The following is an 18,416-nucleotide window of genomic DNA, read 5'->3' on the forward strand; positions in this document are numbered from 1 at the left end:
TCGTGGCCACGGGCCATGCGTCCGGCGCTTGAACCTTGAGCGCTAGCCCTTGAACAGGAGCGAACTTCCCATGCGTGAATACAAGATTGCAGCGATCCCTGCGGATGGGATTGGTCCTGAGGTTATAGCTGCGGGTCTTCAGGTTCTGGAGGCGCTGGAACAGCGCAGCGGTGACTTCAAGATCCATACCGAGACCTTCGCCTGGGGTTCGGACTATTACAAGAAACACGGCGTGATGATGCCGGCCGACGGGCTGGACAAGCTGAAGAAGTTCGATGCCATCTTCTTCGGTGCGGTCGGCGCCCCTGACGTTCCCGACCATATCACGCTCTGGGGCCTGCGCCTGCCGATCTGCCAGGGGTTCGACCAGTACGCCAATGTGCGCCCGACGAAGATCCTGCCCGGCATCACGCCGCCCTTGCGCAATTGCGGTCCAGGCGATCTCGACTGGGTCATCGTGCGGGAGAATTCCGAAGGCGAGTATTCCGGCCATGGCGGCCGCGCCCATAGGGGCCTTCCGGAAGAGGTTGGAACGGAAGTGGCGATCTTTACCCGCGTCGGCGTGACCCGCATTATGCGCTACGCCTTCAAGCTGGCCCAGGCGCGCCCGCGTAAACTGCTGACTGTCGTCACCAAGTCGAACGCCCAGCGCCATGGCATGGTGATGTGGGACGAGATCGCGGCCGAAGTGGCGACGGAGTTCCCGGATGTCACCTGGGACAAGATGCTGGTTGATGCAATGACGGTGCGCATGACGCTGAAGCCGGAGACGTTGGATACGATCGTGGCGACCAATCTGCATGCCGACATCCTGTCGGATCTGGCTGGTGCTCTCGCTGGCAGCCTCGGGGTTGCGCCGACGGCCAACATCGACCCGGAGCGCCGTTTCCCATCAATGTTTGAGCCGATCCACGGATCTGCCTTCGACATTACCGGCAAGGGTATCGCCAACCCGATCGCCACTTTCTGGACTGCCGCGCAGATGCTCGAGCATCTCGGTGAACGCGACGCCGCCGCACGGCTGATGAGCGCCGTCGAGCGCGTGACCGAAGCGGGCATCCTGACCCCCGATGTCGGTGGCACCGCCAACACCAGCCAAGTCACCGAAGCCGTATGCAACGCAATCGCAGGATCGAATATCATCTGAACGGAACACCGTCAGAGGGGCCAGAGGGGAGGAAACCATGGCTATACTCGAAAAGCATGCCCGGAAAAACCTGATTGCCGGTGGCATATTCATCGCCATCGCAGCCGCTTTCGCCGCGCAGGGCCTACAATATGAGTTCGGAACCGCGACACAGATGGGGCCGGGCTTCTTCCCGGTGGTTCTTGCTTTCGTATTGGGTGCGCTGGGCGTCGTCATCGGCCTTGATGGCTTGCACAGTGAGCCGCAGCCGACAGATGGTTCCGTCCCCTGGCGCGGACTGGTCCTCATCTGTCTGGCACTTGCCATCTTTGGCGCCGGAGCCCGCAATCTTGGGCTCGTACCCGTCGTCCTGCTGTGCACGTTCATGACGGCACTCGCGTCCCGCCGAAATTCGCTGGTATCGGCGGCTATGATGGCCGCCGTCATCGCCACTCTTTGCTATCTGGTCTTCAAGGTCGGGCTGGCAGTTGCCATTCCGACATTCGGGCCGGTTTTCGGACTATGAGGTGCTCACCATGATGGATCTGATCTCGAATCTTGCCCTTGGCTTCGAAACGGCTCTCACGCCGATAAACATCGTCTGGTGTTTCGTTGGCGTACTGCTCGGCACGCTCGTTGGCGTATTGCCCGGCATCGGGCCGACAGCGACGATCGCGATGCTTCTGCCGATCACGTTTACGTTCTCCCCGGTAACGTCCCTGATCATGCTTTCGGGCATCTACTACGGCGCCCAGTATGGTGGGTCCACAACAGCAATCCTCATCAACCTGCCGGGGGAAAGTTCTTCCGCTGTCACAGCGATCGATGGCTATCAGATGGCCCGAAAGGGGCGTGCCGGCCAGGCATTGGCAACCGCGGCGCTCGGATCCTTCTTCGCAGGCTGCGTGGCAACTATGCTGTTGGCGATCGCGGCTCCGCCGCTTGCCTCCATCGCGCTCGAATTTGGCGCGCCGGAATATTTTGCCCTGATCGTTCTCGGGCTGCTCGTTTCGATCTCACTCGCTCACGGTTCCGTCCTGAAGGCGCTGGGCATGATCGTCATCGGCTTGCTGCTTGGGACGGTGGGCCAGGACATCTATACGGGCGAGGAGCGCTTCACGTTGGGTCGCCTGGAATTGTCGCAGGGGATCAACTTTGTTTCGATTGCTGTTGGAATATTCGGGGTCTCCGAAATCTTCCGCAACCTTCAGAACGAACACACGCGCGAAATCGGGGTGAAACACGTCACGAACCTTTGGCTGACGAAAGACGATTTCCGGCGGATTATCGGCCCTGTATTGCGGGGAACGGCGCTTGGCTCGCTTCTCGGCGTTTTGCCGGGCGGCGGTCACGTATTGGCGTCCTTTGCCAGCTATTCGGTCGAGAAGAACCTGTCGAAAAATCCGGCCGAATTTGGCCATGGCGCGATCGAAGGCGTGGCGGGACCCGAAAGCGCCAACAACGCAGCGGCTCAGACGTCCTTCATTCCGCTGCTTACCCTCGGCATTCCGGCCCATCCAGTCATGGCACTCATTGTTGGCGCCTTCATCCTGCAGGGGATCACGCCGGGGCCGGACGTCATTACCAGCCAGCCGGCGCTGTTCTGGGGCATCATCGCATCGATGTGGATCGGTAACCTGTTGCTGGTGATCCTCAACCTGCCGCTGATCGGGCTGTGGGTGAAGATGCTGACCATTCCCTACCGCATGCTGTTTCCGGCCATCGTCATCTTTGCCTCGATTGGATGTTATTCCATCAACAACAACCCCTTCGACGTCTATGCAATCATCGTCTCGGGCATACTTGGCTACGTGCTGATCCGTGTGGGCTGCGAACCGGCACCCCTTCTGCTGGGATTCGTTCTGGGGCCGCTGCTCGAGGAGCATCTCCGGCGGGCGATGATCATCTCCCGCGGCGACGCGACGGTGTTCGTCACAAACCCGATCGCTGCATCGCTGCTCGGCTTGGGTCTGGTCTGCGTAATCCTAGCGCTCCTACCGTCGATACGTTCCAAGCGCGATCAAGTGTTCGTGGAGGACGACTGATGCCGGGCATTTTCATGTCCTCGGGCGCCAGGGCGAGTTTTCAAGTTATGGGGTGTGAGAGCTACCTTCTTTCGCGAACGCCGAATGGTGTGATTATTTTCTATAATAAACTTTCGCCGCCCAGTTGCTGTAGCAGGCTTGCAGATCAAAGGCTTAACCGAAACAACTGGAACCGAAAGTTCGATTCCCGTCAAGGCGATGGGAGGCCTTGAAGGCGACCTCCCATCGGACGAAGTTTAACCAGACGAGCGTCGTCATTAGCCAACGGCGAAGTCGGTCGACACCGAGACGGTGCGCCATTCTGAGAGGATGGCGGCGTCATGCGCGTGCTTTTTCTCGATCGCGGCGACCGTGTCGCTACCGAGCGGCAGGCGCACCGGCGGATTGGGGGCGTCAGTGAAGGCGATCAGGACCTCTGCCAGCTTTTGTGGATCGCCGGGTTGGTTATGGCTGACGCCGGCTGCTATCGTGCGCACCTTGCCGGCAGTTTCTGAGTAATCGCCGATGATATTGCCGCTTACCGACAAGGAAGAGCTATCGAGGAAGTCGGTGCGGAAATAGCCCGGCTCTACGACGGTGACGTGGATGCCAAGTGGCGCGAGTTCGTCATGAAGGGCTTCGCTCAGGCCCTCGACGGCAAATTTCGTCGAGGAGTAGACACCGAAGCCAGCGGCGCCGCGATAGCCTCCGATCGATGAGATATTCAGGATGCGGCCGGAACGCGCCCGGCGCATCGAGGGCAGAACGGCCCGGGTCACATTGAGGAGACCAAAGACATTGGTGCGATAGACAGCCTCGATTTCGGATACCGTCGCCTCCTCGACAGCCCCCATCAATCCGAAACCTGCGTTGTTAAGCAGGATATCGATCTGGCCGAAGCGATCGATCGCGACTTTCACCGCTGCAGTCGCCTGTTTGTCGTCGGTCACGTCGAGGGCGACCGGAAGCAGGTTGGGGTGTTCGCCGAACCGCTCGGTGATCGCCTTTGGATTGCGGGCGGTGGCGACGACGGCGTCGCCCTGTGCAAGAGCACGCGTCGTGATGAGGGCGCCAAAGCCGCGTGAGGCGCCGGTGATGAACCAAATTTTCATGAGGACGTTCCTTGATTTTCGATGACATAAGGGAGGGGGGCTGGCCACCGCGATATCGGGATGGCCAACCGGGTGGGAAAGGGTCACGGCAGGACTTCTGCCAGCTCGATCAGATTGCCGAAGGGATCGCAGAAGAAGGCGAGGCGGCGGTTGATCGCCAATAGCTCGAACGGCTCGGTGACGATAGTGACGCCGCGCGCACGCAGTTCTTCGACGGTGGCGTCAACGCTTGCGACATTCAGGCAGAAATGGTGGTAGCCCGCATATTTGAGACTGTCGCCGAGATCGGTATAAGGGCGGACCTCCGCCGGCGCCGGATCGCCGCCACCCAGGATTTCCACATAGAAATGGTCGTCGGTGGCAGGTGCGAGATAGGCAAGCTGCTCGTCGGCATAGTCCCACTCGGCAACGACGCGAAAGTCGAGTTTCTCGACATACCAGCGTTTGGCGGTTTCGAGGTCCGGCGTGCGAACGGCAACGTGATGTCCGCGCATGTCAGAGAAGGGCGATGCCGTGTTGCGGGCGGGAGGAATGAAGTCGGCCATTGTCTTGTCTCCTGTCTGGTCCGGTACCAGCGCCGGTTTGCGAGGAGAAATCTGGACCTTTTCGACGATCATGATTAGAGAGATAATCTTCCTCTCAATGATGAGTGAGATTTAACAATGCGCAGCACGGATCTTTCGGAATTGGCGGCATTCGATGCGGTTGCCCGTCACCGCAACTTTCGCCGGGCCGGCGAAGAGCGCGGGGTGACCGCTTCGGCGATTAGCCATGCGGTGGGCAATCTTGAGGCACGCGTCGGTATCCGTCTGCTCAACCGGACAACCCGCAGCGTGTCGCTGACCGATGCCGGTGCTATGCTGCTTGCGCAACTGTCGCCCGCCTTCGGCGAGATCGGCTCGGCGCTCGATGCCCTCAACCAGTTTCGGGACACACCGTTCGGCAAGGTTCGGATCAACGCGCCCAATTCGGTCGCGCCGTTCGTCTTCCGATCGGTCATCGGCCCGCTGATCGCAGAAAATCCTGGTCTCCAGTTGGAAATCGTCGCCACCGATCGGCTTGTCGACATTGTGGAGGAGGGGTTCGATGCTGGCATCCGTCTCGGCGAAAGCCTGCGCGATGGCATGACGGCTGTGAAGATCAAGCCCCGGCTGCGGTTTGCCGTCGTGGGCTCAACAAGCTATTTCGAGCGTCATCCGCTCCCCAAAACCCCGGATGATCTGCGTGACCATGTCTGTATCCGCAACATCTATCCAAGCGGCAAGCCATACGCCTGGGAGTTCAGTCGTGCAGGCAAGATCATCGAATTCGAGCCTACCGGTTCTCTGTCGCTCGATGACCATGAGCTGATGGTCGAGGCAGCGCTTTCGGGCGTGGGGCTGGCTTATGTCTGGGAGGAGCGGGCGCGTCCCTATATCGAGAATGGCAGCCTTGTCGAATGCCTGGCATCCTGGAGTGCGCCCGAGGACTGGCTTTATCTCTATTACCCGACGCGGAAATACCTGTCGGCCGGCCTGCGCGCCGTCATCGATGCGCTGCGTGTATGAATGGAGGGGTGCATCGAACAACAGCGCGAACAGAATATCTGCGAACATCGGTGCGGCAGACCTCTTGAAGCGGACCCGCGCACCGGGGGCTGTCGGTCCCGGTTCCAGCGTTGCAGTCGCTATGCTGAACCTCCTGCGGCAACCCTTTTAACCGGTCTTGCGGGAGGCGAACGGCTTTCGCGCTGCTCGCTACAGCTGGTATGCCCATTTCCAGTTTGGGCGCTTTCGTGACATCCGAGGGCAGTCACAACGAACTGCGCCGTATCGCCGGTGACCGTCTGGCTTACTGACGATGCCCGGCACCAACATGGTTGATCTAACAATCCTGCTGTGTTTTGAAGGGTGGGAACCGGCGGCAGGATTGATGACAGCAAGAATGGCAGAACAATTCGATATGTTTTCGGAAGAGGTTTCGCGCGACCGGGTGGTCAAGCGTGACATTTCCAAACACGCCAAGCCCGAACAACCTACCGTCTCCATGAGTGAAGAGGAGATGGTCCAGCATCTCTCACAGACGGGCCGCTACCGCATCCTCACGAAACTCGTGCCGCGGACGATTGCGCCATTCCCGCGTCCGGAATACTCCCTCAAGGGCATCATTCTCGACACCGAGACCACGGGCCTCAATGCGCGCAAGGATGAGATCATCGAGATTGGCGTGATCGCTTTCACCTTCGATGCGACAGGTAGCATTGGTGACGTGACCGGCATCTATGGTGGGCTTCAGCAGCCGACCATCTCCGTTCCCGCCGAAATCACCAGGCTCACCGGGATCACCAATGATATGGTAACCGGGCAGTCAGTCGATATGACTGCGTTGCAGGCGCTGATCGAACCAGCGGATCTGGTGATCGCCCACAATGCCGGTTTCGACCGGCCATTCTGCGAGGCGTTTTCTGATCTGTTCTCCGGTAAGGCCTGGGCCTGCTCCAACTCCGAGATCGACTGGTCGTCGAGGGGATATGAAGGGACCAAGCTCGGCTACCTGATCGGGCAGGCGGGCTACTTCCATGATGGTCATCGCGCGGTCGATGACTGTTTCGCGCTCCTGGAGGTCCTCGCCCGAGAGGCTGATGGATCGGCTTCCACCGCGTTCGCGGAACTCTACGAAGCAAGCCAACGGTCGCGTGTCCGGATATTTGCTGAGAACAGCCCCTTCGACATGAAGGACCACCTGAAGGCGCGAGGCTATCGCTGGTCGGATGGAAGCGACGGCCGTCCCAAATCCTGGTGGATCGAGGTTGGGGAAGAAGCGCTCGATGATGAGCTTCGCTATCTCAGGGCTGAAATCTACCGTTATCCAGACGCAGATCCTCCAATCAAACGCCTCACTGCCTTCGACCGGTTCCGGGCCTGATAGCCCCTTCAGCTCATCTCTGATTGGACCCATGCTTTGAGCGCATGGCCGACCTGAGACCTTGTGCCTTATCGACGGGCGTCCAAGGGCCTATATTCCAATCATCGAAACGACGTTGGAACCGAAGCGAGGTTGCTGGCGTCAAGTGACCTCACGAAAGGGGATCATCATGAACGTAGCACGCTCCTTCAACAACTGGCGCAAGTACCGTCAGACCGTTACCGAACTTGGCCGCATGAGCTCGCGTGAGCTGCAGGACCTCGGCATCAATCGTGCCGACATCCACAGCGTTGCCCGCCAGTCGGTCGCTCGCTAAGCGACGTTTTCCTGCCCATCCTGAATGACACTACGCCCGCCGATGACGCGGGCGTTTTTGTGTCTGACCGCCGCGAGGCGCTGCGCTGGAGATTTCTTTCGTTAGGAAGGGGCCGTGCATTTTCCGCATAGCTGCACTGCAGCAAAGTCTATTTAATGTGCGGCGAGAATGGGTATCTTGGTTTTCATCGAAGTGATGCACCTCCTCCCGCAGAGCTTCGAATTCAGACGGCCCACTCCTTCTCTCAAGGGGCGTCTGTCGGAACAGCGGCACTCCTCCTCCCAGCCGTTGTTCGGTTCTTTTCGGAAAGCCTGCCGCACCTCCTCCCGCGGCAGGCTTTTTCGTTTTGCGGACTTGCTGATCAGAGCCCGAGAGCTAGCTGCGGTTCTTGCCCGCTTTCTTCCGTGTTAAGGGACGACAGGGTGATCCCCAGGAGCCGCACTGGACGTTTGAACGGGAACACCGAGGCAAGGAGGTACTCCGCAATTTCCAGCATCTGGTCGATGCCCGAGACGGCTCCCGACACTGTCTGGCTGCGTGTCGCCTGGCTGAAATCCGAATACTTGATTTTGACGGTGATCGTCTTTCCCGTGATGTCGTGCGCCTCGCAATAGCGCCAGACCTTCTCGGCCAACGGCCGCAACTCGGCTTTGGCCAGATCGAGATCGTCGATGTCCTCAACGAACGTGTCCTCGGCGCCAACAGACTTTCGAATGCGATCGGGTCTCACCCGGCGTTCATCGACCCCACGGGCAATGCCGTAGAAATAAGGACCGGACTTCCCGAAATTCTGCTGAAGGAACGCGAGGGACTTCGACTTGAGATCAAGGCCGGTCTCTATCCCATGCCGTTTCATCCGCTCGGCGGTGGCCGGCCCGACCCCATGGAACTTCTTCACGGGCAGGGCCTCGACGAAACCTGGTCCGTTCTTCGGGGTGATGACCGCTTGTCCATTCGGCTTGTTCAGATCGCTTGCCATTTTCGCGAGGAACTTGTTGTAGGAAATGCCGGCCGAGGCATTGAGACCGGTGACCTCTTTGATCTTGGCGCGGATCTCCAGCGCGATCTCGGTGGCGATTTCCATGCCCTTCAAGTTCTCCGTGACATCGAGATAGGCCTCGTCGAGTGACAGTGGCTCGATCAGCGGCGTGTATTCGGCGAAGATTTCGCGGATTTGCTGGGAAACCGCCTTATAGACGTCGAACCGTGGAGGCACAAAGATCAGGTCCGGACATTTGCGCTTGGCGGTCACCGACGGCATGGCCGAATGCACGCCGAAGACACGGGCCTCGTAACTTGCGGCCGCCACAACGCCACGTGCCGCGGATCCACCGACGGCCAATGGCTTTCCGCGCAGCTCCGGATTGTCACGTTGCTCGACCGAGGCATAAAAGGCATCCATATCGACATGGACGATTTTGCGCACGGGTTGCACGCCACCCTTTCCGTCAGTTCCCAGACGGTAAACCGGCATTTCGTGAACAGGAATCTGACTGCTTTGGTCGTGCAGGGTGCTGGTAATCAAAGCAACAGACCTTCCTCGTCCGGCTTCGGTTTGGCCTGTGGCGGCACGATCACCAGCATGTTGCCCGGGAGCGGACGCTGTAGGTGGCGGGCTTCATCCCACGGTGCTGTCAGCCAGGTCTCGACTTCTTCAGGCGTAGTCAGGATGGACGGCATAGCCTTTTGATGAATCGGCGAGACAATCTCGTTGGGCGAGGTCGTCAGAAATCCAAACAGCTCGTATTCCTGCTCGCCATCCCTGACCTTCCGTACGCCTTTCCAGGGCGTCCAGAAGCCCGCGAAAAACATCAGCGGCCGATCTTCATTGCCGGCGAACCAGGCGTTCGGCACGCGCCCGCCCTCAATCTTGCTGGCTGGATCCGGTTCGGCAAAGGAGGTGAACGGCACGACGCAGCGGCTGGTTGGGCCGAGCCACCGCCGCCAGTGCGGCGAACTCACATTGCGAATATTGGTGACGCCGGGGTCGTAATTCTTCACAAAGGCCGGCGGCGACGGCATTCCCCAAGTCGCCCGGGCAATCTCGCGCTGTCCGTCCTCGGCAACGCGGACAATCGGCGCCTGATAGCCTGGATAAACATCGAAGGAGGCTTCATTCCAGCCGGCTCGATCCCGGAACGCCTTTGTAAATTGTAGAACCGCGTCGCGCGTGGTCGTCACATTATAGAGATTGCACACTACCCGTCCTCCTATCCAATGCTGGTCAAGGCGAAGTTTCCGACCCCTTCGGAACGCAATCAATCTTTGAAATCTCCAGCGATCACGTGGGCTTTTGCGGCTCAAAAACCACGGCCGCCTCCAGCAAACAGGGAAATCCCGTCCCGCATCTATCCTGCCCGTCAGAACCGTGCATCTTGTCGCAACCCATTGCCATGCGACGGCGAAGATCGACAAAACGCATGCTGGCGCCGAACTGTTTCACCAGCGCCTTGCGATCAAGCTCGCCCTCTTGCCCGCACGGCTTGCATTCGACGGTAATCACCGGTCCCTTGAAATCTCTGAGCGTCAGCAGGCCGGCCATATTTCTATTTTCTCATCTACGATATTTTTCGTCACATTCAGCATCGAATTGAATCTGCTTGATGAATCGATTGAGCAACAGCCGTCTCGTGATGCTGGCCGCAGTCCACCCGATTCTTGCCCGTTGACTCACCGCCGATTAAAGAACAAAAACAGAACATATCAGCTTTTTGTGGCTATGCAAATGCACTATTGACGTAGGAAACCGATGCCAGTCACCGCCGCCAACCCCGTCATTTCCGAACTTCAGGACCGCATCCGGCGGCTTGAGGGCGGAGCTGCGCGCAAGGGCGGGGTGCTGTCGTTCGGAATAGCCGAGATCGACGCAAAGCTTCCCGGTGGGGGGCTTGCCTGCGGTGCACTGCACGAAGTGGCTGGTGGTGGCGCCGACGCGGTCCATGGTGCCGCCGCCGCTCTGTTCGTCGCGGGGATCGTAGCGCGCACCAAGGGCGACATCCTTTGGTGCCTGGCGCGGCCGGATCTGTTCGCGCCGGCATTGGCACAAGCAGGCCTCCATCATGATCGGGTGATCTATGTCGAGGCCGACCGGGAAGAGGATGTGCTCACGAATTTCGAGGAGGGTCTTCGGTTTGGCGGGCTTGGCGCGGTCGTCGCCGAACTGGTGCGTTTGCCGATGACAGCCTCGCGGCGCTTGCAGCTGGCGGCCGAGGCCTCAGGCACGCTTGGCATTGCACTTCGACGATGGCGGCGTCCAGCGGAGGCTGCCGATTTTGGACAGCCGACGGCAGCAACGACACGGTGGCGCATCAGCGTTTTGCCCTCCGAGCCGCTTCCCGTGCCGGGCATCGGGCGGGCGCGCTGGCTGGCCGAACTAATCAGAGCGAGAGCCGGCGAGGCTGCAGAAATTGAAATAGGTGCCTGCGATGCCACGGGTCGTATCAGTCTTTCTCCCCACGCTCGCGACGGACAGGATCAGGCGCGCCGATCCCGGAATTTTGCCTGCAACACCGGTCGTTGTCGTCTCCCACAGCGGATCGAAACGCACCGTGGCCGCAGTCGACGCGGCGGCCTTCAAGGTCGGGGTGCGTGTCGGTATGCCCGCCGCCAAAGCCCAGGCGATGATATCCGGCCTACATTTGGTCGATGCCGATCCGGCCGGCGACGCCTTGGCAATCGAGCGCCTGGCGCTTTGGATGCTGCGCCAATATACGCCTGTCGTAGCGACAGACAGTCCCGACGGGGTCGTCATGGATACCGAGGGGGCCGACCATCTACGCGGCGGCGAACTGCTTATGCTCACCGGCCTCGTCAACGCTCTGAGAGGTCGCGGCCTTCAGGCCCGTGGCGCCATCGCTGACACCTGGGGCTGCGCTCACGCCATTGCCCGCGCCACGCGGCGAGAGGTGATCATCGTGCCAGTGGGTGAGACAGCAAAGGCCGTCGTCAACCTGCCGATTTCCAGCCTTCGTCTGCCTTCCGACATCGTCGGCGGTCTGGCGGTGCTCGGGTTTCGCACCGTCGGCGAGCTTTCCGCAACGCCGCGGGCGCCTCTGACACTGCGTTTCGGGCCGGAGGTCGGCCGCAGGCTCGATCAGATGTTTGGATGTCTCGCCGAACCGATCGATCCCATTCGCACCGTTGAGTTCGTCGAGGTGTCCCGGTCGTTCTCCGAGCCGATCGGCGCGGCCGAGACCATCGCCAAATATATCGGCAAGCTCGTGGTCGAACTCTGTGCCGCCTTGGAGACGCGCGGGCAGGGCGTTCGCCGCGCCGATCTGATCATCTACCGCGTCGACAACACATTGCAGTCCCTGCGTGCCGGCACGGCAAAGCCGGTGCGCGATATCCCTCATCTGACAAAGCTTCTCTGTTCCAGCATCGAGAAGATCGATCCCGGTTTCGGCATCGAGAAACTGTCCCTTGCCGCAACGATGATCGAACCGTTCGAAGAAAAGCAGTCGATCTCCTCACTGGTCGAAGAAACCATCGTCGATGTTACACCGCTGCTCGACAGTTTTGGAAATCGCGGCCAGCGCATGTACCGGCTGGCGCCTGTCGAAAGCGACGTCCCCGAGCGCAATGTCGGACGTGTCTCCCCCGTTTCCGCGAAACTCGGTCAAGCCTGGCCGACGCGCTGGCCGCGGCCAAGCCGCATGCTGGCGCGCCCGGAGCGGATCGAGGTGATTGCGCTCACGCCCGACCATCCGCCGGCATCGATGACCTGGCGCGGCAAACGCCGGCGCATCAAGCGTGGTGACGGGCCGGAACGGGTGTTCGGCGAGTGGTGGGTTCGTTCCTCCGAGATGGAGGCGGTCAGGGACTATTACTCTGTCGAGGATGAGGACGGTAATCGCTTCTGGGTCTATCGCTCCGGCGACGGGCTGGATCCCGCAACCGGAACGGCCAAATGGTTCCTGCACGGGATCTATGGCTGATGCGCTACGCCGAACTCCAGGTCACCAGTCATTTCTCCTTCCTGCGTGGCGCGTCAGGCTGCGATGAACTGTTTGCGACCGCCAAGGCCCTCGGCGTTGAGGCGCTTGGCATCGTCGATCGCAACAGCCTGGCTGGGATCGTGCGTGCCTGGGAAGCGGCCAAGGAAACCGGCGTCCGGCTGGTTGTTGGCTGCAGGCTCGAGCTGACGGACGGCACGTCGATGCTGGTCTATCCGACGGACCGGGCCGCCTATTCGAGGCTTTGCCGGCTTCTGTCACTTGGCAAGGAGCGGGGCGGCAAAGCCAAATGCATCCTCGATCTGAAGGATGTGGCCCTTTATGCAGAGGGACTACTTGCCGTCCTCATCCCCGAAGAGGCCGATGATGCCTGCGCCGTCCTGCTGCGCAAGCTGAAGGAGATATTTGGTGACCGCGCCTATATGGCGCTGACGCTGCGCCGGCGGCCCAATGACCAGCTGCGGCTGTACGAGCTCAACAACCTAGCGATCAGGCACAAGGTTCGGCCTGTAGTCACCAACGACGTGTTGTTTCACGATCCGGGCAGGCGACAGCTGCAGGATGTCGTCACCTGCATTCGCCATCGCACCACCATCGACCGGGCCGGCTTCCTGCGCGAACGGCATGCCGATCGTTTTCTCAAGCCGCCGGAGGAAATGCACCGGCTGTTCAGCCGCTATCCAGATGCACTGGCCCGCACCCGCGAGATTGTCGATCGCTGTCGCTTCGACATGAGCGAACTGACATACCAATATCCTGAGGAAGCGATCATCCCCGGACTGACGGCGCAGCAGACACTGGAAAAATTCACCTGGGAAGGCGTGCGGGATCGCTATCCCGAGGGTGTGCCTGACGATGTGGTGAAGACCCTCAATCACGAACTCGATCTGATCCGCAAACTCGACTACGCACCGTACTTCCTGACGGTCTACAGCATCGTCCGCTTTGCCCGATCTCAAGATATTCTCTGCCAGGGCCGAGGAAGTGCCGCCAATTCCGCCGTCTGTTATGTGCTGGGGATCACGGCGATCGATCCGGCCGCAAACGATCTGCTGTTCGAGCGCTTTATCTCAGCCGAGCGCAACGAGCCGCCCGACATCGACGTCGATTTCGAACATGCCAGACGCGAAGAGGTGATCCAGTGGATCTACAAGACCTATGGCCGGCAGAAGGCTGCCCTTTGCGCGACCGTCGCCCGCTACCGCGCCAAGGGTGCGCTTCGTGATGTCGGAAAGGTGCTCGGCCTGCCCGAAGACATGATCACGGCGCTGTCGGCCGGTGTCTGGGGCTGGAGCAAGGAGGGCGTCGGCGAAAAGCAGGTCAACGAGCTGAACATGAACATGTCCGACCGCCGCCTGCGGCTGACATTGGAACTGGCGCAACAACTGATGGGCGCCCCTCGCCATCTGGGCCAGCATCCGGGTGGCTTCGTCCTGACCAATGACCGCCTCGACGAACTGGTGCCGATCGAGCAGGCCCGAATGGAGGATCGGCAAACGATCGAATGGGACAAGGACGATATCGAGGCGCTCAAGTTCATGAAGGTGGATGTGCTGGCCTTGGGCATGTTGACCTGCATGGCCAAGGGCTTTGCATTGCTGGAAGAGCACAAGGGAGTGAAGCTTGATCTCGCCACCATCGAGCAGGAGGACCCGGCGACTTACGCGATGATCCGCAAGGCCGACACGCTCGGCACGTTCCAGATCGAGTCGCGCGCGCAGATGTCGATGTTGCCGCGGCTGAAACCCCAAACCTATTACGACCTGGTCATCCAGGTTGCGATCGTTCGCCCCGGGCCGATCCAGGGCGATATGGTGCACCCATATCTTCGCCGGCGCGAGGGCAAGGAGGCGGTTGTCTACCCGAAGCCGGAACTGGAGGCCGTGCTCGGCAAGACGCTGGGCGTGCCATTGTTTCAGGAAAGCGCCATGAAAGTCGCGATCGTCTGTGCCGGTTTTACCGCCGGGGAGGCCGATGCGCTGAGGCGTTCGATGGCGACCTTCAAGTTCACCGGCGGGGTCAGCAAGTTCAAGGACAAGCTGGTCCAGGGCATGGTGAAAAACGGCTACACGGAAGAGTTTGCCGAAAAGACCTTCTCGCAGCTTGAGGGTTTTGGCTCCTATGGCTTTCCGGAAAGCCATGCCGCCTCCTTTGCTCTCATCGCTTACGCCTCATCCCATATGAAATGCCACTATCCGGATGTGTTCTGTGCGGCCCTTATCAATGCGCAACCGATGGGATTCTATGCGCCAGCGCAGATCGTCACGGATGCCCGAGCCCACGGGGTGGCAATCCGGCCGGTCTGTATCAATCGCTCGCGATGGGACTGCACGCTCGAAGAGATCGAGGAAACCGACAGCCATGCCGTGCGTCTCGGAATGCGTCTGGTAAAGGGGCTGCCTGAACAGGATGCGGCAAAAATCGCGGTGGCGCGCGGCGACGAGCCTTTCGTTTCCATCGACGATATGTGGCGGCGCGCCGGCGTGTCGTCGGCCTCCCTGGTCAAGCTCGCCGAAGCCGATGCGTTCCGGCCTTCTCTCAAACTTGAAAGACGCGATGCGCTATGGGCGATCAAGGCCTTGCGCGACGAACCGCTCCCGCTATTTGCTGCGGCCGCCGATCGCGAACGGGCGGTGATTGCCGAACAGCAGGAACCGGACGTGACGCTTCGGCAGATGACCGAGGGCGCGAATGTCGTGGAGGACTACGGACATACCGGTGTGACACTGCGAGCTCATCCGGTCAGTTTCCTGCGCGACGATCTCACCCGCCGAAATATCGTCACCTGCGCCGAGGCAACCTCGGCCCGCGATGGTCGCTGGTTGATGACATCAGGCCTTGTTCTCGTCCGGCAGAAACCGGGAAGCGCCAAGGGCGTCATGTTCATGACCATCGAGGATGAGACAGGTATCGCCAATGTCGTCGTCTGGCCGAGCCTGTTCGAAAAGCAGCGCCGCGTCGTGCTCGGATCCGCAATGATGGCGATCAACGGCAAGATCCAGCGCGAAGGGGGCGTCGTGCATCTGGTGGCGCAACGGATGTTCGATCTGACCAGCGATCTGGCAAGCTTGGGCGAGCGGGACACATTTCTGTTGCCATCAGGACGGGGCGACGAGTTCGCACATGGTTCACCGGGAAGTCCGGATAGCCGCGAGCGGCCGACTATGGGCGTCAAGGCGCGGGAAGTTTACATACCCGATCTTCATATCGATACGCTGAAGGTGAAGAGCCGGAATTTTCAGTGAACCGCCTATGAGCGGTTATTTAGCTTTTGTGCTTAAAATGGACAATGTTTTTGCGGCAAATTCGGGCGCAATCCCTGACAGCCTTTCCATCAATTCCACGACGGACAACGTTGGTCGACGATAGCCTGCGGCCTGTGCGACGAGCGCCTCCAACAGCCTGTCCGCCCCCTTACTCAACAGGGAGACAAGAAAATCGTCGGGTGTCATGGCCATGATGCCGGGCGGAAGATCGCGGAAGTCTCGGATGTTCGATGTGACGATAATGCCAGCCCCGATCGCTGCAGCGGCTGCGGCCACGTGCCGATCCTTCGGGTGGTTCCGCATTGCCGGCTCCAGGGGCTCCCAGCCTTCGACATTCGCGTCGGGGAACGCCTCCTCCATAACGGTGCGCAATACCCCCGCTCTGGCGGGCTCCATTCCATAGTCGCTGATAAGGTTGCGCGTGACTTCGTCCAGGATTCGCGAAGACCAATGCGCGCGATAGCAGTCTGCCGCAGCCACGCGCAATAAAGTATCGCGAAGCATCATGGGGAATAGGACGTCGGCATCGAGAACGGCGATTGGCATAGGCACTCGTCAAAATCCCCCCGATCATTCGGGGAGGTAGTTGCGTTTATAGCGTTTATGCGCCATATTATCGGCATGGCCGTATCACATCGCACATCATCGGACAAAAAGCCCTCGAAGACTTCGAAAGCCGTTCCTGCTCTCGATCGATCGGCCGCGGCTCGTGTCGCATCGCTTTTGCTTTCCCGTTCCACGAAGCAACATGGCACGTTTCAGGTCATCAATGCCGATGGCGAACGCCTTGACCTGCCAGATGCGCTGACCGACATCATGTATCGGGCTGCCGAGCTCCTCGCAGACGGAAGACCGGTAACGGTTTTGCCCGACGAAGAGATGCTGTCAACGCAGGCTGCGGCCGATATTCTCAATGTATCGAGGCAATATCTCGTGCGTTTGGTCGATACAGGCGAGCTTGCCGGCGAAAAAGTGGGAAGTCACCGGCGTTTGAGAGCAGCGGATGTCGCAGCGTTCAAGGCTGTGCGTGATGCCAAGCGAACATCGGCGCTCGATCGGTTGAGTTCATTGAGCGAAGACGCTGGCGGCTATGAGCTGGAAATCAAGCAGCGCTGAAGGACCTATATAGCGCGCCGGGCTTGAATGCGCGGGTGTGCCACTTGTTCAATGATCTCTCAGAAGGGAGCCGAGCGTCGACTTGCACGTTTTTGTTCCCTCATCGAATACGGTGGACCTGTCAAATCGTGTGTAGGCCGCCAGGGCGTAGCTAAACGCTTCCTCGTCCCATTCTTCAAAGATGCGCAACTCGTCGCTGCCCGGAATTAGGCCTGAATATGACTCAACATGCATTTGCTCTACCTGCATGAACTCATCGTTCTCGGATGTGATATAAAAATGCGTCGCATCCCTTAGTGTGGCTTTGTAGTGAACACGAGCCGCCAGTTCGCTGAATTGGGCGCCGCTAACAGCGGATCCGGAGAGCGCGTAAGGCCCTCCTGGGCCAGCGTGCATTTGAAGACCGCCGTCGCTAACAAATATCACCCCAAGCCGACCGGCTCTGATCGCTACGGACTGTCCGAAAATGTTTGTCGAGAGGTCGAACTCTTGATCTCCTCCGGTATCGGCGACCTCGTAAAAATACAGTGAAAAAGGCAAGTTGCCGTGGAGGCATCGGAATGTGGTGGGTTTTCGCGCGCTTTGGAGTACGAAATGGCAGTGCTGCAGTTCCTCGATGAATTGCGCAGGAACCATCGGCCCACTATCTGGTCGCTTGCGATCAAGTAAGAGGCCGGTCTCTTTCACGAGAAAGCCGATCAGGATTTTAGACAACCATCGGCCAAGGAGTAGTTTTTCGTCCTGAGTCTCTACTGTGCCACGCTCAATAATGGGCTGCACGGCGTTTTCAATCTGGGAGAGGAAACCGTTGTTGCAAGCTTCGCAACACGGAACAGTCAGATTTCGATATGGAATAAGTGTCCCATTCAGCACGGTAAGACGCTCATTGAAGAGATTGAACTTATGCTGAAGCCATTTGGGAATCACGTGTTCGCCGGCGCCAGTGCTGGGGGGACCGCCGCACGCAAAGCACATTCTTTGTGAAATGCTGTTTTCCGACACGGCCCTTGCCGATAGCTCGAGTATTCTCATTTTTCTCGTTTTCGGTTGGGCTTTCAACGGTTCACGCCGGGCCTGACGATCATGGAAGAATCTCAGTCGTCCCAAACCAGAATACCAAGCCACCGCTGCCTTGGACATCCGGCCATCAGGCTACAAGCCAACGCCGACTCCGAAGGCCTGCCGGCTTCAGTCGCTTCCCTTGCGGACCGTTTCCACAATCAGGTAATTCTGAGGAAGCGCGTGGAGTAATTCAGCCCCAGGTTTCGTCAATTGAAGCCAGGATGTGTTGTTCCTAATCCTTGCACATAGGCGGGACTTGGCTTTCCTGAGTGTGGCGTCACCCTCTGGGACCGGGCTGTAGGCTGCGCTGAAGCCTTCAATATAAAGTCTTCACCCTTCGGGCCGCCATCCCTGACGCGTACGTCGATCAGGGTCTGTCCAGCAACACGTAACGTAACATCAAGGTTCCCTTCCCAGCGGGCCGAAGCCGCGCAGTTCCATCCCTGAGTTAGAGCCGAACCGGCAGGTTGCTTGATCAGGAAGTGGCCGTGCAATTTAGCCCGAACGCAATCCGCTCCAACCATTGGCGTTCCCG

Annotated in this window: 16 protein-coding genes and 1 pseudogene; 10 read left to right on the forward strand and 7 right to left on the reverse strand. The window is 59.5% G+C overall.

The window, feature by feature from the left end; translation table 11 throughout:
- The first annotated feature begins 70 nt into the window (after window positions 1-70).
- Genes V6582_RS27400 through V6582_RS27410 form a run of 3 tightly spaced genes read left to right on the forward strand, consistent with a single transcriptional unit; the run spans window position 71 to window position 3,171 of the window.
- A complete protein-coding gene (locus V6582_RS27400) occupies window positions 71-1,147 on the forward strand; it encodes a tartrate dehydrogenase (RefSeq protein ID WP_349509013.1) in 1,077 nt (358 codons plus the stop codon).
- A 37-nt stretch (window positions 1,148-1,184) separates the two neighbouring features.
- Entirely contained in the window at window positions 1,185-1,652 is a 468-nt protein-coding gene (locus V6582_RS27405; RefSeq protein WP_070150008.1) for a tripartite tricarboxylate transporter TctB family protein, read from the forward strand.
- 13 nt (window positions 1,653-1,665) lie between these two features.
- Window positions 1,666-3,171, forward strand: coding sequence for a tripartite tricarboxylate transporter permease (locus V6582_RS27410; RefSeq protein WP_197434522.1), 1,506 nt, complete (start codon window positions 1,666-1,668; stop codon window positions 3,169-3,171).
- 257 nt (window positions 3,172-3,428) lie between these two features.
- Here the strand turns inward: V6582_RS27410 and V6582_RS27415 are convergent, their stop codons facing one another.
- Complete coding sequence (locus tag V6582_RS27415; RefSeq protein ID WP_156634814.1) at window positions 3,429-4,262, reverse strand: oxidoreductase; 834 nt, start codon at window positions 4,260-4,262, stop codon at window positions 3,429-3,431.
- Between the two features lie 83 nt (window positions 4,263-4,345).
- Window positions 4,346-4,807, reverse strand: a complete 462-nt coding sequence (locus V6582_RS27420; protein ID WP_156634813.1) for a VOC family protein — start codon at window positions 4,805-4,807, stop codon at window positions 4,346-4,348.
- A 117-nt stretch (window positions 4,808-4,924) separates the two neighbouring features.
- On the opposite strand from V6582_RS27420, the gene V6582_RS27425 reads away from it, so the two are divergent.
- From V6582_RS27425 to V6582_RS27435, 3 genes are all read left to right on the forward strand, one after another.
- Window positions 4,925-5,809, forward strand: a complete 885-nt coding sequence (locus V6582_RS27425) for a LysR family transcriptional regulator (protein ID WP_070150010.1) — start codon at window positions 4,925-4,927, stop codon at window positions 5,807-5,809.
- Between the two features lie 376 nt (window positions 5,810-6,185).
- Window positions 6,186-7,166, forward strand: a complete 981-nt coding sequence (locus V6582_RS27430) for a 3'-5' exonuclease (protein ID WP_156634812.1) — start codon at window positions 6,186-6,188, stop codon at window positions 7,164-7,166.
- Window positions 7,167-7,335: 169 nt separating this feature from the next.
- On the forward strand, window positions 7,336-7,482 hold the full coding sequence (locus V6582_RS27435) for a DUF1127 domain-containing protein (RefSeq protein WP_003551724.1): 147 nt from the start codon (window positions 7,336-7,338) through the stop codon (window positions 7,480-7,482).
- Between the two features lie 361 nt (window positions 7,483-7,843).
- Here the strand turns inward: V6582_RS27435 and dinB are convergent, their stop codons facing one another.
- The 3 genes from dinB to V6582_RS27450 form a co-directional block, all read right to left on the reverse strand.
- The gene (gene dinB, locus V6582_RS27440) at window positions 7,844-8,956 is read right to left on the reverse strand and encodes a DNA polymerase IV (protein ID WP_156535926.1); all 1,113 of its coding nucleotides are present in this window, start codon (window positions 8,954-8,956) and stop codon (window positions 7,844-7,846) included.
- A 47-nt stretch (window positions 8,957-9,003) separates the two neighbouring features.
- A complete protein-coding gene (locus tag V6582_RS27445; RefSeq protein ID WP_337739414.1) occupies window positions 9,004-9,681 on the reverse strand; it encodes an SOS response-associated peptidase in 678 nt (225 codons plus the stop codon).
- Window positions 9,682-9,763: 82 nt separating this feature from the next.
- Window positions 9,764-10,024, reverse strand: coding sequence for a hypothetical protein (locus V6582_RS27450; RefSeq protein ID WP_156535916.1), 261 nt, complete (start codon window positions 10,022-10,024; stop codon window positions 9,764-9,766).
- A gap of 207 nt (window positions 10,025-10,231) precedes the next feature.
- Between V6582_RS27450 and V6582_RS27455 the strand changes: the two are divergent.
- The 3 genes and pseudogenes from V6582_RS27455 to V6582_RS27465 form a co-directional block, all read left to right on the forward strand.
- Window positions 10,232-10,981, forward strand: a pseudogene (locus V6582_RS27455) (ImuA family protein); the annotation flags it as partial.
- A complete protein-coding gene (locus V6582_RS27460) occupies window positions 10,908-12,419 on the forward strand; it encodes a Y-family DNA polymerase (RefSeq protein WP_156634810.1) in 1,512 nt (503 codons plus the stop codon). The pseudogene V6582_RS27455 and the gene V6582_RS27460, both read left to right, overlap by 74 nt.
- Window positions 12,419-15,682 carry an error-prone DNA polymerase gene (locus tag V6582_RS27465; protein WP_070150015.1) on the forward strand — a complete coding sequence of 1,088 codons (3,264 nt, stop codon included), beginning with the start codon at window positions 12,419-12,421 and terminating at the stop codon, window positions 15,680-15,682. Before V6582_RS27460 ends, V6582_RS27465 begins: the two co-directional genes overlap by 1 nt.
- Window positions 15,683-15,697: 15 nt before the next feature.
- Here V6582_RS27465 and V6582_RS27470 read toward each other — a convergent pair whose 3' ends face one another.
- Window positions 15,698-16,249 carry a PIN domain-containing protein gene (locus V6582_RS27470; RefSeq protein ID WP_070150016.1) on the reverse strand — a complete coding sequence of 184 codons (552 nt, stop codon included), beginning with the start codon at window positions 16,247-16,249 and terminating at the stop codon, window positions 15,698-15,700.
- Window positions 16,250-16,426: 177 nt separating this feature from the next.
- On the opposite strand from V6582_RS27470, the gene V6582_RS27475 reads away from it, so the two are divergent.
- Window positions 16,427-16,819: a helix-turn-helix domain-containing protein gene (locus tag V6582_RS27475; protein WP_233741856.1), complete on the forward strand. Its 393-nt coding sequence runs from the start codon at window positions 16,427-16,429 to the stop codon at window positions 16,817-16,819.
- A gap of 48 nt (window positions 16,820-16,867) precedes the next feature.
- On the opposite strand, the gene V6582_RS27480 is transcribed toward V6582_RS27475, so the two are convergent.
- On the reverse strand, window positions 16,868-17,959 hold the full coding sequence (locus tag V6582_RS27480) for a hypothetical protein (protein WP_141748724.1): 1,092 nt from the start codon (window positions 17,957-17,959) through the stop codon (window positions 16,868-16,870).
- Window positions 17,960-18,416 lie beyond the last annotated feature (457 nt).

The organism is Agrobacterium vitis, assembly GCF_037039395.1.
GTDB lineage: Bacteria > Pseudomonadota > Alphaproteobacteria > Rhizobiales > Rhizobiaceae > Allorhizobium > Allorhizobium vitis_E.